This is a genomic window from Mesorhizobium sp. M7A.F.Ca.CA.004.06.1.1, from assembly GCF_003999135.1.
In the GTDB taxonomy this organism is placed as follows: Bacteria; Pseudomonadota; Alphaproteobacteria; order Rhizobiales; family Rhizobiaceae; genus Mesorhizobium.
The window spans coordinates 1-13,529 of record NZ_RZPQ01000075.1 but is presented as its reverse complement, the minus strand read 5'-3'; the positions used below and the strand labels follow the sequence as shown (position 1 = coordinate 13,529).

Annotated in this window: 14 protein-coding genes; 8 read left to right on the top strand and 6 right to left on the bottom strand. The window is 63.0% G+C overall.

Features of this window, described 5'->3' with window-relative positions:
* The 4 genes from EN906_RS07510 to EN906_RS07495 form a co-directional block, all read left to right on the top strand.
* Window positions 1–1,023 (top strand): ATP-binding cassette domain-containing protein (locus EN906_RS07510; RefSeq protein WP_127375121.1); only part of this gene is annotated, 1,023 nt, incomplete at its 5' end.
* A gap of 42 nt (window positions 1,024–1,065) precedes the next feature.
* Window positions 1,066–1,833, top strand: a complete 768-nt coding sequence (gene tam, locus EN906_RS07505) for a trans-aconitate 2-methyltransferase (protein ID WP_127271532.1) — start codon at window positions 1,066–1,068, stop codon at window positions 1,831–1,833.
* Between the two features lie 187 nt (window positions 1,834–2,020).
* A complete protein-coding gene (locus EN906_RS07500; protein WP_127272443.1) occupies window positions 2,021–3,142 on the top strand; it encodes a beta-ketoacyl-ACP synthase III in 1,122 nt (373 codons plus the stop codon).
* Window positions 3,143–3,415: 273 nt separating this feature from the next.
* On the top strand, window positions 3,416–4,033 hold the full coding sequence (locus EN906_RS07495; protein ID WP_127271384.1) for an MOSC domain-containing protein: 618 nt from the start codon (window positions 3,416–3,418) through the stop codon (window positions 4,031–4,033).
* Between the two features lie 56 nt (window positions 4,034–4,089).
* Here EN906_RS07495 and EN906_RS07490 read toward each other — a convergent pair whose 3' ends face one another.
* A complete protein-coding gene (locus EN906_RS07490; RefSeq protein WP_127272444.1) occupies window positions 4,090–4,935 on the bottom strand; it encodes an SDR family oxidoreductase in 846 nt (281 codons plus the stop codon).
* A 132-nt stretch (window positions 4,936–5,067) separates the two neighbouring features.
* Window positions 5,068–6,030 carry a D-amino acid aminotransferase gene (locus tag EN906_RS07485; RefSeq protein WP_127267194.1) on the bottom strand — a complete coding sequence of 321 codons (963 nt, stop codon included), beginning with the start codon at window positions 6,028–6,030 and terminating at the stop codon, window positions 5,068–5,070.
* A 150-nt stretch (window positions 6,031–6,180) separates the two neighbouring features.
* Between EN906_RS07485 and EN906_RS07480 the strand changes: the two genes are divergently transcribed.
* Entirely contained in the window at window positions 6,181–6,684 is a 504-nt protein-coding gene (locus tag EN906_RS07480; protein WP_127267193.1) for a hypothetical protein, read from the top strand.
* Window positions 6,685–6,690: 6 nt separating this feature from the next.
* On the opposite strand, the gene EN906_RS07475 is transcribed toward EN906_RS07480, so the two are convergent.
* Window positions 6,691–7,005 carry a DUF2293 domain-containing protein gene (locus EN906_RS07475; protein ID WP_127260329.1) on the bottom strand — a complete coding sequence of 105 codons (315 nt, stop codon included), beginning with the start codon at window positions 7,003–7,005 and terminating at the stop codon, window positions 6,691–6,693.
* Window positions 7,002–7,541: a tRNA (N6-threonylcarbamoyladenosine(37)-N6)-methyltransferase TrmO gene (tsaA, locus tag EN906_RS07470; protein ID WP_023813167.1), complete on the bottom strand. Its 540-nt coding sequence runs from the start codon at window positions 7,539–7,541 to the stop codon at window positions 7,002–7,004. Before tsaA ends, EN906_RS07475 begins: the two co-directional genes overlap by 4 nt.
* A 122-nt stretch (window positions 7,542–7,663) precedes the next feature.
* Here tsaA and EN906_RS07465 point away from each other — a divergent pair, with 122 nt between their 5' ends.
* Both EN906_RS07465 and metF read left to right on the top strand, forming a co-directional pair.
* Window positions 7,664–8,671 (top strand): metalloregulator ArsR/SmtB family transcription factor, encoded by a 1,008-nt coding sequence (locus tag EN906_RS07465; RefSeq protein ID WP_023813166.1) that lies wholly within the window; start codon window positions 7,664–7,666, stop codon window positions 8,669–8,671.
* Complete coding sequence (gene metF, locus EN906_RS07460) at window positions 8,671–9,588, top strand: methylenetetrahydrofolate reductase [NAD(P)H] (protein WP_023813165.1); 918 nt, start codon at window positions 8,671–8,673, stop codon at window positions 9,586–9,588. The genes EN906_RS07465 and metF overlap by 1 nt, the downstream gene beginning before the upstream one ends.
* A 474-nt stretch (window positions 9,589–10,062) precedes the next feature.
* Here metF and EN906_RS07455 read toward each other — a convergent pair whose 3' ends face one another.
* Entirely contained in the window at window positions 10,063–10,980 is a 918-nt protein-coding gene (locus EN906_RS07455) for a DMT family transporter (RefSeq protein WP_127267192.1), read from the bottom strand.
* A 200-nt stretch (window positions 10,981–11,180) separates the two neighbouring features.
* Here EN906_RS07455 and EN906_RS07450 point away from each other — a divergent pair, with 200 nt between their 5' ends.
* Complete coding sequence (locus EN906_RS07450; protein WP_127375120.1) at window positions 11,181–12,401, top strand: alanine racemase; 1,221 nt, start codon at window positions 11,181–11,183, stop codon at window positions 12,399–12,401.
* 109 nt (window positions 12,402–12,510) lie between these two features.
* Here EN906_RS07450 and EN906_RS07445 read toward each other — a convergent pair.
* Window positions 12,511–13,529, bottom strand: a 1,019-nt coding sequence (locus EN906_RS07445; RefSeq protein WP_127375119.1) for a lytic murein transglycosylase, incomplete at its 5' end; no start/stop codon positions are given.

Below are 13,529 nucleotides of genomic sequence, written 5' to 3'. Positions count from 1 at the left end.
ACCCACGACCGCTACTTCCTCGACAATGTCACCGGCTGGATCCTCGAACTCGATCGCGGCCGCGGCATTCCTTATGAGGGCAACTACACCAAATACCTCGAAGCCAAGGCCAAGCGCCTCAAGCAGGAAGGCCGCGAGGACGATGCCCGCCAGCGCGCCATCGGCCGCGAGCGCGAATGGATCCAGTCGAGCCCGAAGGCTCGCCAGACCAAGTCCAAGGCGCGTATCCAGGCGTTCCAGGATCTTTTGGATGCAGCCGACAAGCGGCGTCCGAGCGATACGCAGATCGTCATTCCGCATGGCGAGCGGCTCGGCAATGTGGTGATCGAGGCGGAAGGCCTGTCGAAGGGCTTTGGCGACACGCTGCTCATCGACGGCCTGGAATTCAAGCTGCCGCCCGGCGGCATCGTCGGCGTCATCGGCCCGAACGGCGCCGGCAAGACGACGCTGTTTCGCATGATCACCGGCCAGGAAAAGCCGGATGCGGGTTCTGTGCGCGTCGGCGAAACGGTCAAGCTCGGCTATGTCGACCAGAGCCGCGATGCGCTCGATCCGTCAAAGACGGTGTGGGAAGAGATTTCCGGCGGCGCCGAAGTGGTCAAGCTCGGCAAGTTCGAAGCCAACACGCGTGCCTATTGCGCGTCGTTCAACTTCCGTGGCGGCGACCAGCAGCAGAAGGTCGGCAATCTGTCCGGCGGTCAGCGCAACCGCGTGCATCTGGCCAAGATGCTGAAGACCGGCGGCAATGTGCTGCTGCTCGACGAACCGACCAACGATCTCGATACGGAAACGCTGGCCGCACTCGAAGACGCGCTGGAAAACTTCGGCGGCTGCGCCGTCATCATCTCGCACGATCGTATGTTCCTCGATCGCCTGGCGACGCACATCCTCGCCTTCGAGGGCGACAGCCATGTCGAATGGTTCGAAGGCAATTTCGAGGATTACGAGCAGGACAAGATCCGCCGCCTCGGGCCGGATGCCGTCAACCCGCACCGCATGACCTACAAGAGGCTGACGCGGTAAGGGGTTTTAGGGCGGCGATCTCAACCAGCATGAGGAGCTCAAATGGCTGATTGGTCCGCCGCCCAATATCTGAAATTCGAAGACGAGCGCACGCGGCCCGCGCGGGATTTGGTCGCGCAGGTGCCGGTGGACTTCCCGCGCCGGGTCGTCGACATCGGCTGCGGGCCTGGCAACTCGACCGAACTGCTTGTCGAGCGCTGGCCGGATGCTGAGGTGAGCGGCTTCGACACTTCGCCCGACATGATCGAGAAGGCGCGGGCGCGCCTGCCCGAGGTCACCTTTGATCTCGCCGATGCCTCCGAATGGCAGCCGGCGGAGCCGGTCGACGTGATTTTCGCCAATGCTGTGTTCCAATGGCTGCCTACCCATCCGGCGGTGTTCCAGCGGCTGATGGGCTTCCTCGCCCCAGGCGGTGCGCTTGCCGTCCAGATGCCCGACAATCTGGGCGAGGACTCCCACCGCCTGATGCGGGAGACCGCCGCCGAAATGCCATTTGCCGAAAAGCTCAAGGGCGCGGCACGCGGGCCGTTGCCGCCGGTGTCGTTCTACTATGACCTGCTGTCGCCGCTCAGCGACCGGCTTGATATCTGGCACACCATCTACAACCATCCGCTTGCCGACGCGCAGGCGATCGTCGAATGGGTGAAATCGACGGGCCTGAAGCCGTTCCTCGATCCGCTGGACGCCGAGGAGAGGGCGATGTTCCTCGAATGTTACACGGCCAAGATCGCCAAGGCCTATCAGAAGACGGCTGATGGCAAGGTGCTCTTGCGCTTTCCGCGCATTTTCATTGTCGCAAAACGAGCTTGATTATCCATGTCGCGCGGCGCCTTAGGGCCGCTTGGCTTTGGCTGTGGCCATGTCGAGGGATCGGCTTCAGTCGGCCCAGATCTTTGGTTTAAGCCGGCGTAAACCGCCTCGGTGAGAAAACTGTTGCGCCGGAGCGTTCCGGCGCCCACATGAAGCCCGCAACGCCTGCGGATGGGACGGACTGGACATGCATCGCGTCATCATCAGCGGCATCGGCGTTGAGATCCCCGAACCCACAATCACCAATGAAGAACTGGTCGCCAGCTTCAATGCCTGGGTCGACCTGGAAAACGCGCGTCGCCAGGATACTGGCGAGCCGCCGCTGCCGAAATCGGACAGCGACTTCATCGTCCACGCCTCGGGCGTGCGCACCCGTCATGTGATCGAGCGCGAGGGCATCCTCGACCCGACCCGGATGGCGCCGCGCATTCCCGCACGGCCCGACGATGCGCTGTCGCTGGAGGCCGAGTTCGGCATAGCCTCGGCGAAGAAGGCCCTCGACCATGCCGGGCTGCAGCCGTCGGATATAGACCTGGTGATCTGCTCGGCCTCGCATCACCAGCGGCCCTATCCGGCGATCGCCATCGAAATGCAGGAGGCGCTGGGGACGAAGGGCGCGGGCTTTGACATGGGGCTTGGCTGTTCTTCGGCGGCGGCCGCCTTGCACATAGCCGTCAATTTGGTGCGGTCGGGCGCGCACAAGCGCATTCTGGTGACGACGCCCGAGATCATCACCGGCCATCTCAATTTTCGCGACCGGCAGACGCATTTCATCTTCGGCGACGCTTCGGTGTCGATGGTGGTCGAAGGGCTGGCCAAGGGCGACAAGCGGCCGGGGCGCTTCGAAGTGCTCGACACGCGCGTCTGGACGCAGATGTCGAACAACATCCGCACCAATCTGGGCTATCACACCCGCACCGCCCAGGATGATCCTTACATGATCAATCTGGAAGGCAATCTGATCAAGCAGGTCGGCAACAAGGTGTTCAAGGAAGTCACCGTTGCCGGGCAGAAATTCATCGTCGAATTCCTGGCCGAGCACGGGCTGACGCCGCAGGCGATCAGGCGCTTCTGGCTGCATCAGGCCAATGCACGCATGAATGCGATGATCCTGAAACTGTCGTTCGGCCACGAGGTCGACCACGACCGCGCGCCGATGGTGCTGGAGCGGCTTGGCAACACGGCGGGCGCCGGCGCCATCGTCGCGCTGTCGGAAAACCACGCCGACATGAAGCCTGGCGATTTCGGCCTGATCTGCGCCTTTGGCGCGGGGTATTCGATAGGCGGTGCGCTGTTGCGGATGCTCTAGGTATGTCGATATTCAGGTGAGGCCGCCCGGCGAATGGCTACGCTTCCCCGCGTCGCGGTAGGGCTGAACTCACGTACCCAAAAGTACGCTCCGTTCCTGTGCTCGGAATACACCTTGGCGCTCAATACGTCTTGTTGCGTTAGGCTGGTGCGAACGGCACTCGCCTGGCGATCGCCATCCCATCGGTGACGTTGATCGGACGATCAGCACTTTCGACTGGACGCCGCGAAGTCCGCCCGGCTAATTCGCTGGATGACGAGAGAAAAGAACGCCATGCTGGATCTCTTCCCCGAGGCTGAAAAGCCGATCGAAATCATCCCCGCGCGAAAGCTTGCCGCCAAGGCGGCAGCGCTTTACGTGGCGCCGGCGGATCATTTTCAGACGCGCCCGGTGGACGAATTGCTGCTGGATTTCGATGGCATAGCAGGCGATTTTCATGCCGGACCGACACGCCGCGCGGGCGGGCGCGAGCCCTGGTATCCGCGCGGCACCGAAATGCGCAACGAACGGCAATTGTCCATAGTGGCAGCGGACGAACTGGCGGTTGTTGCCCAACGCATGGGCCTGGCCGAGATCAGGCCGGAGTGGATCGGCGCCAATCTTGTGATCGAAGGGGTGCCGAACCTCTCGATGCTGCCGGCCGGCACGCTGCTGTTCTTCAAGGGCGGCGTCACCATCAAGATTGACGTACAGAACGGACCTTGCCGCATCGCCGGCCGGTCGATCGCCGAGAATGCCGGAATGGCCGACGTCGAAGCCGGCGCGCTGTTGTTCCCAAAAGTCGCGAAACGGCTGCGCGGCGTCGTCGCCTGGGTCGAGAAGCCCGGAACGGTCAGGGTCCGCGAAGAAATCTCGGTGCGCGTGCCGGAGCAGTGGATCTATTCGGCATAGCTGTGCGGCAACCAGAGGGCAGGAGCTACGCCGCCGTCGCGGCGTAGCCAAGCTCACTAGGCGTTAGCTTTGCGGTTCTTCTTGGCGCCTTGCGCCATAACGGAAACATGGTCCCACTTGTCCCATGTGGCGAGTCGGTTGGCGTATTCCTGGCGTATCATCGGCAGGCCGCCGTCGCCGAAGAACACCCTGAGCGGTGGCTCGGCGGCGTCGACAATGGCCAGCATCGCCGGCCCGGTGGCCTCTGGATCGCCGGCAACGGAATTGGCGCGGCGCTCTGCCATCTTCGCACGGGCGGGCGCATAGGCCTCGATCGGCTGAGAGATCTTGGCCGACGGGCCGGCCCAGTCGGTGGAGAAGCCGCCCGGTTCGACCAGCGTCACATGGATGCCGAATTCCGCGACCTCGATGCTCAGCGACTGGCTGAAGGCCTCCAGCGCCCATTTCGAGGCGTGGTAGAGGCCGAGCGAGGCAAAGGCATTGACGCCGCCGATCGACGAAATCTGGATGATGTGGCCGGAACGCTGCGCCCGCATGATCGGCAGTGCGGCCTGAGTGACCCACAGCGCGCCGAAGACATTGGTTTCGATCTGGTCGCGAGCTTCCTGTTCGCTGACCTCCTCGATGGCGCCGAAATGGCCGTAGCCGGCATTGTTGACGACGACGTCGAGCCGGCCAAAACGCTTGTGCGCCTCGGCGACTGCGGCATCGACGGCTTTCTTGTCGGTGACGTCGAGCTTTATCGCGGCAATCCTGTCGCCGTATTTCTCGACGAGATCGGCGAGCGTGCCGGCATCGCGGGCGGTGGCCGCGACGCTGTCGCCGCGCGCGAGTGCAGCCTCGGCCCAGACGCGACCAAAGCCCTTCGACGATCCGGTGATGAACCAAACCTTTGATGTCATGATCTTGGAGACCTTGCCCCTGCGGGCGTGATTTTGCGTGAAAGCGGAGGCCTCTCCGCTTTCGGGCATATACGGTCCGTCCTCTGATTTTCCAGAGGCGACCGGAATCTTTCGAAAAAGACGCCTGAATTATCAGGGATAATTCACCTGAGACGACCACGCCGGATCCTCGTGCTTCTCCCAATAGAGCGCCATCAGCCGGCTGGTGATCGGTCCGACCTTGCCGTTGGCGATCGCCGCGCCGTCGATCTCGGTCACCGGCATGATGCCGCCCGCGGTCGAGGTGATGAAGACCTCGTCGGCCTCGCGCAATGCAGTGACGCTGACATCGGCCGCGGTGGCGGCAAGACCTTGTTCGGCGCAGAGATCGAAGACGGTGCGGCGGGTTATGCCCGGCAGCACGCCAATGGAAGGCGTCGACAGCTTGCCGTCCCTGACGCAGAAGACGTTGAAGCCCGGGCCCTCGGCGACATTGCCGTTGAAGTCGAGGATCAATGCGGTCTCGGCGCCGCGATCATAGGCATCGTAGAGGCCGCGCACCAGATCGAGCCAGTGGTAGTTCTTGATCGCCGGGTCGATCGAGGCCGGCGGAATGCGCATCTTGGCGCTGATGGCGACACGCAGGCCGCGCTGCAACTGCTCGGCATTGGCGACCGAGCCGAACGGCACGGCGAACGCCATGAAGCGGTTGACCGCCTGGCGCGGGTCGCGGCTGAAAGTCGGCGAGGCGCCGCGCGTGCACAGCATTTCGACATAGGCGGCGCGATGACCCGACAGCGCCACGCAATTGTGCAGGATTTCGGTAACGCCGTCGCGATCGAAGGGGATGGTCATGCGCAGCTTTTCCAGCCCGCCGAAGAAGCGGTCGAGATGCAAATCGAGGCGGAAGAAGCGGCCGTTCCAGACATGCACGGTGTCGTAGGTGGCGTCGGAATGCAGAAAACCCCAGTCCAGCACCGAGATCTTGGCCTGCGACATCGGCAGGTATTGGCCGTCGAGGAAAGCGACCCCCTCGGGATAGGAGTGCGGGTCGACATGGCGGTCGTCGACGACGGGCGGTCGCTTCTCGTCCTGTGTTGCCATTGTCCGGCTCATCGGGGCCTCCTGTCACGCAGGCGAGAGGCTAGCGGCGCTGGGCAGAAGGCATAGAGCCACCCGCCCGGCGCTGTTCGGCCTCCATGACGATCTGGCCGATACATTCGATCGCGATTGCCGTATCGTTCCGGGTCTGAACGGGAGGGGAAAATGGGCAGGTTTGGGGCCGTCACAGCGGCAATGATGATGTTCGCCGCTGCGGGCGACGCCCGCGCCCAGTGCGCGCGCGAAGGCGAGGAATTGTGCCAGGGCGGGCAGACCTATCGCTGCGAGAAAACCGGCGGCGAATTGACTCCGATCTTCCAGAACCTGCCTTGCGCGGTGAACGTGCTGTCGCTGAGCGGCACCTGGGTAGGCAATGGCCACCAGAGCCCGGCGGGTGACGCCGGCGCCGACTGGGCGATCGCCATGACCATCAACGATGGCAGCGCGTCGATCGACTATCCGTCACTCGGCTGCGGCGGATCGCTGTCGCAGACGTCAAGGGACGACATTTCGGCGGAATACCACGAGAACATCACCTACGGTCGGGACAAATGCATCGACGGAGGCAACATCACCGTCAGGTTTTACAAGGGCAATCTGTCCTGGATTTGGGTCGGCCACGCCGATGGCCAGACCTACAATGCGGTCGCCGTGCTAAAGCGGAAGTAGCCGTGGTCATTCCTCCTCGTCGTCGGCGTCGAGCAGGCGGGTTGCGCGCCAGCGGGTGAGCACGATGTTGGTCTGCTCGATGACGAAGAAACGCGCCGAGTCGCGGTCATAGCCTTCGCTCAGCAGTTTCTCGTAATCGGTGTGCATGTGGCGGATATGGGCAATCGTCGCCAGCCATACGGCGATGCCCGGCGGCAAGGTCTTCATGTGGACCGCGCCGGCGTCGGTGCGGATCTTCTCCATGTCGGCATAGGGAGCCAGCGGCAGAAGAGCGGTCAGCGCCTTGGCTATGGCGCGGCGGCGGCCGGTCGGCGCCGTCACCGCCGGGTCCGATCGGGCTCGTCGCGCCCTTCGATGGTCGCCTCGGCAATAGCGTCGGTCGAGGCGAAATAAGGTTTGATGTCGATGACCGGCGTGCCGTCGAGCACATCGATGGCGTCGAGATCGATGCGGCCGGTGCGTTGGTCGAGCGCGACGAGCCGGACCACATGCAGCCCGATGGGGTTGGGGCGGGCAGGGGAGCGCAGCGAAAATACACCTTTCGCTTCAGCGGCATGGCGCGGTTTCTGCACAATCAGGTCCCGCGGCGCATGATGCAGCCAGGATAGGATGATGACGTGGCTGGCGCGCTCCAGCCCCTGCAGGCCACTTCGGTAGGCTGTGTCGATGGTCAGCACCGCCTTCTGCCCGGTCTCGCGCGCGGCGCGCATGTTCTTCGGGCAGGTTTCGCGCGTCGTCCATGGCGAGGCAATGCGGCCGATGAAGACGATCCCGCCATCAGGCGGCATCAAGGCCGGATCGTTCTCCAGCCTCTGCTCGCCTTCGCGCGCCTCGAACATCTCACGCGTTTCAGTCATGGTCCACGTCTCTTAAAACGCCACACAAGCGGCATTTTCTTGTCCGGAAGCGACATAGCGCTTGCAAGGTCGCTAAAATCGACATAAACATATGTTTATATCTTTTCAAAGAGAATACGCTGATGCATGTCTCGCTCGACACTATGGTGGATACGTTAAAGGCGGCGGCCGAATCCAGCCGATTGCGCATACTGGCACTTCTGTCGCGCGGTGACCTCACGGTTTCCGATCTTACCGAAATTCTCGGCCAGTCGCAGCCGCGCGTTTCGCGGCACCTGAAGCTGCTTCTGGAGGCCGGACTGATCGGCCGCTACCAGGAGGGGTCGTGGGCCTTCTTCCGCCTGTCGGATGCGGATTCCGCGCGGGACTTCGTCATGGGGCTGGTTTCCGGCATTCGCGGCGCCGATCCGCAGGTCGAGCGCGATCTTGAGCGTCTGGCCTCGGTCAAGCGCAAGCGGCAGGACCGGGCGGTCGCGTATTTTTCCGTGAATGCGGCAAGCTGGGACCATATCCGATCGCTGCATGTGCCGGACCGCGCCGTCGAAGCCGCAATGCTGAAACTGGTCGGCAAGCGGCCGTTCCAGTCGATGCTCGATCTCGGCACCGGCACCGGGCGGCTGCTTGAAATCTTCTCGCCGCTTTATCGGCGTGGTGTCGGCATCGACATGTCGCGCGAGATGCTGACCGTGGCGCGCGCCAATCTGGACAAGGCAGGCGTTTCGAACGCGCAGGTTCGGCAGGGCGACATCTTCGCACCGCCGGTCGAGCGCGATGCCTTCGATCTCGTCACCATCCATCAGGTGCTGCACTATCTCGACGATCCCGCCCGTGCCATCCACGAGGCGGCGCGGCTTTTGCGTCCGGCCGGACGCCTGGTCATCGTCGATTTCGCGCCGCATGCGCTGGAATTCCTGCGTGAGGAACACGCGCATATGCGGCTCGGCTTTTCCGACCGGCAGATCGCCGACTGGTTTTCGGAAGCCGGCCTCGATCTTGAAGACAGTCAGGAATTCGAGCCGCGTGGCGGCAACGAGGCCAGGCTCACCGTAAAACTCTGGCTTGGCCGCGACCGGCGCCTCTTGATCGCCGATCCTTCCAACGACACAAGGCAGATAAGGGAAACCGCCTGATGAACCAGTTCCGCTTTTCCCGCCGCCCCGACATTGGCGACAAGGTCAGGGTTTCCTTCGAATTCTTCCCGCCGAAGACCGACGAGATGGAAGCGAGGCTGTGGGAGACGGTGACGAGGCTGGAGCCGTTGAAGCCGAAATTCGTCTCGGTGACCTACGGCGCCGGCGGCTCGACGCGAGAGCGCACCGCGCGCACTGTAAAGCGCATCCTGACGGAAACCGGTATTCCTGCAGCGGCGCATCTGACCTGTGTCGGGGCAACGCGCGACGAGGTCGACGCGGTCATCCAGGATTACAAATCGATCGGCATCAACCGGTTCGTGGCGCTGCGCGGCGACCCGGCCTCCGGCGTCGGCGGACCGTATCGGCCGCATCCCGGTGGCTACGAGAACGGCGCGGAACTGGTCGCCGGGCTCAAGGCGATTGCTGATTTCGACATCTCCGTCGCGGCTTATCCGGAAAAACATCCGCAAAGCCCCGATTTCGCCACCGACATCGAGATGCTGAAGCGCAAAGTCGACAATGGCGCGACGCGTGCCATCACTCAGTTCTTTTTCGACAACGATCTCTACGAGCGCTATGTCGAGCGCGTCCGCCGCGCCGGCATCTACATCCCGATCGTGCCGGGTATCCAGCCGGTTCACAGTTTCAAGCAGGTCGCGAACTTTTCCGCGAGGGCGGGCGCGCATGTGCCCGGCTGGCTGGCGGAGCGTTTCGAAGGCCTCGACCGGGACCCGCAGACGCATGCGCTGGTGGCGTCGGCGGTGGCGGCCGAACAGGTGATGGACCTTGTCGAGCGCGGTGTCGGCGATTTCCACTTCTACACCATGAACCGCGCCGATCTGGTCTTTGCCATCTGTCATATGATCGGCATCCGCTCGCACGAGGCGGCGGCCGCCGGATCAGCTGCGGCATGAGAGTGGGTTGAACGACAAAAGGCCGGGAAAAACCCGGCCTTTTGAATTGGTTGGACTATTTGGGTGCTGGTCTTCCCCGCTTTGGCGGTCAGGGAAGGAAGCCCATAATAAGGGCTCCGATAAAGGCGAACGCAGCACAGATCATCAATGCGTTGATAGGCCTCGTAAGTCCCATGACATAGCCTCCTCTTAAAGAGCTATGTCACGGAGTCTAGGTTCATTTGTGCCACAGGCAAGCGGAAAATGTGCTGCATTGCGACGTGATTGTGAAATCCGCGACATGTCTTTTGCCGTTAGGCTTTGAAACTCCTAAGCAAAAACCGGCTTCAGGCCTGTGAATAAAATGTGGCCGACTCGTGTCGCTGCCGTGTCATGGCAGCGCTACCGCTGCGGAAGCCGAATTCAACTTTCGCGATGCGGGGGGCAATTGGGTGGTTAGAGCATCCTTTGCGCGTCCAGTGGACGCGCGGCGCTCTAACGTCGGCCGAACAACCGCCCGTCAATGGTGACGAGGCCGAGCGCGATCAGCACCACGCCGCCGATTTCGAACAGTTCCAGCCGCTCGCCAAGGAACAGGAAGCCGAGCAGCATCGCGCTGGCCGGTACGACAAGCGTGACCAGCGAGGCATTGGTGGCGCCGGCCGAGGCGACGAGGTTGAAATAGAGGATGTAGGCGAAGGCGGTCGACAGCAGCGCCAGTGCCAGCACCGCCGCCCAGACCGGCGGCGAGGCCGAGAACAGGCCGGATGGACCGTAGGTGAAGAGCACGATCGGGATCATGATGATGGTCGATGCCGTCAACTGTCCGGTGGCGATGATCGGCGAGGGCACGCCCCTGAAGCGGCGGGCAACCATCAGCGCGACGGCATAGGACAGCGAAGCCCCGATCAGCGCGAATTTGGCCCAGACCGAGCCGCCGAGCCCGGCAAGCAGGCCGGGGCCGATCATGACAGCCGTGCCGGCGATGCCGAGCGCAATGCCGGCGAGCTTGTTCCAGGACAGCTTTTCGTCCGATGTCAGCGCGTTGGCGAGGATCAACGTCCAGAACGGCGTTGTCGCGTTGAGCACCGAGGCGATGCCGGCTCCGAGCTCCGTCTGGCCGGCGAAGATCAGCGAGAAGGGCACGACATTGTTGGTGAGCGCCAGCAGGAAGAACAGGCCGGCATGCGGAAGCGCGAGGCGAAAGGACGGGCCACGCAGACCGAGATAGATCTGCAGCGCAATCGCGGCAATGGCGACGCGAAACAGCACCAGCACCAGCGGGGGGAGCTCCGCCACCGCGATGCGCGCGAAGAAGAACGAGCCGCCCCAGATCGCGCCGAGCAGCAGGAGTTGCCCCCAATCCTTGAGCACCATCGGCCCGCGTGGTGCGGATGTCGCGGCCATTGCCATGTGAGTCGCCCTCCCAGACGTATGCCAGTCAGGCAGAAGCCATATCCGGTTCGGCGACAAGGGCCACCCGAAACGTGATTGATGGCAAACGCCTGCCGCCAAGACCTAGCGCCCCAGCGTCAGCCGTACGAGACACAGAATTGTTTTCATTAGCCGCTAGCTTGGATTAATTGTGCGCAGGCTAGATCAAGGATTCGTCGATGCAGCGATTCGAGAATGCCCGCGAGGCGGCACTGGCGCTTCGCCCGGACGATCCGGTCTATTGCTTCCGCCCGCAGGTGCTGATGGCGGATGCCAGGCAGTTCATGGGCATGTTCCCGGGCAAGACCGCCTATGCGGTCAAGACCAATGGCGAGCAGATCGTGCTGAAGACCCTGGTCGAAGCCGGCGTCAAGGCTTTCGACGTCGCGTCGCCGGGCGAGTTCGCTGCCGTGCGTGCCGTCTCTCCCGATGCCGAGATGCTCTACATGCATCCGGTCAAGGCGCAGTCGGACATCAAGCTGGCGCTGGAGAAATACGCCATCCGCGTCATTTCGCTGGATCACGAGGACGAGATCACCAAGCTGACGCGAGTGGTGCGGGCGCTCGATATCGATCCGGGCTCGATCAGCGTGTTCGTGCGGGTGCAGACCAAGGGCCATGCCGCCTACGAACTGTCGAAGAAGTTCGGCGCCGGGCCGGCCTATGCCGTCGAACTGGCCGAGCGGCTGAACCGCACCGGCTACAAGGTTGGCCTGTGTTTCCATGTCGGCAGTCAGATCGAGGATCCCGACACCTATGAGCGGGCACTGGCTTCCGCCGATTGGGTGCGCAACCGGCTGACCTTCGATATTGCCGGGCTCGACGTCGGCGGCGGTTTCCCCGCCGAATACGGCCATGACCCCAACCGCAAGCAGATCGAGATGCCGTCGCTCGGCCAGATCATGTCGCGGCTTTCGGGCGATCTGAAAGAGTATCAGTTCGACCAGATGCCGCTGGTGGCCGAGCCGGGCCGCGTGATCGTGGCGCGCTGCCTGTCGCTGATCGTGCGGGTGCTGCTGCGCAAGGGCAAGCGGCTCTACATCAATGACGGCATCTGGGCGTCGCTGTCGGATTCATGGACCGGAAAGATCACGCTGCCGGCGCGCTTCATTCCCGATCCTGCGATCCGCTCGCGCAATGGCGAGGAGAAGAACATCGTGCCGTTCAAGGTCTGCGGCGCGACCTGCGATTCCGTCGACATCCTGTCGCGGCCGTTCTGGCTGCCGGAAACGGTCGATACCGGCGACTGGATCGAGATCGGCCATATCGGCGCCTATTCGCTCTCGCTGCGGACCCGCTTCAACGTCTTTTACCCCGACACCTTCGTCGAGGTGACGACGCCGTTCGACGAGGGCGACGCGCCGCAGGGGTTTGCCAGTTTGGAGACGATGGCGGATTAGCGAATAGGGAATAGCCAGTAGCGAATAGGGAAGATTTGCCGAGACAGCAGCAAGGAAGGACTACCTTCTATTCGCTATTCGCTATTCGCTATTCGCTATTCGCTATTCGCTAAAGCTTCCCCAAAAGCTCCGGCGTCGGCCAGCCATCCACCGGCAAGCCTAGCCGCATCTGCTCCTTGCGGATCGCCTCGCGGGTGTTGGTACCCAAAATGCCGTCGACAGTGCCGACATCGTAGCCCCTGGCTTCCAGCTTGGTCTGCAGCGCCTTCATCTGCTCGTTGTTGAGGCCGGTCTCGGGATTGCGCGGATCGAACTGTTTTTCTCCCGCCAACCTGGCGGCGAGGTTGGCCGCGGTCAGCGCATAGGTGAAGGACTGGTTCCACTCGAGATAGACGTCGAAATTGTCATAAGCTAGGAAGGCGGGCCCCTTACGGCCCATCGGCAGCGCCAAGCCTGCCTTGAGGCCGTTGTCGACCAGCGGCGCGCCGCTGGGGTAGGTGACGCCCCATTGCGCCCACTGCGACAGCGGCAGCTTGTTGGTGCGACCGGTCTGGTCCCACGGCATGTCTTCGGGCACGCGGACTTCCTGGATCCAGGGCTGGTCGCGTTTCCAGCCGCGCGACAGCACTTTGTTGGCGGTGGTCATGATCACATCGGGCACGCTGCCGCGCAGGTCGATCTTGCCGTCGCCGTCGCCGTCGACGCCGCGTGCCAGATAATCTGAGGGCAGGATCTGCGTCTGGCCGATCTCGCCGGCCCAGGCGCCCCTGACATCGGCCGGCAGCACGCCGCGATCGATCAATTGCAGAAGCGGTATCAACTGAGGCCGAAACAGTTGCGGGCGGCGGCAATCATGCGACAGCGTCACCAGGGCGCTCAGCGTGTGGAAGTCGCCCTGCACGGCGCCGAAATCGGTCTCCAGCGCCCAGAAGGCGGCGATGATCGGCGCCTGAACGCCGAACTGCTGGTCGGCGCGGGCGAAGACATCCGCGTATTTCTTCATGTTCGCCGCACCTTGCTTCAGGCGATAGGCCGAGATCATGCGGTTGGAAAACTCGACAAAGGTTTGGGTGAAGACGCCCTGGGCGCGGTCGCGTGCCAACACCTTGTCGTCGAAGGTTGCCGCTT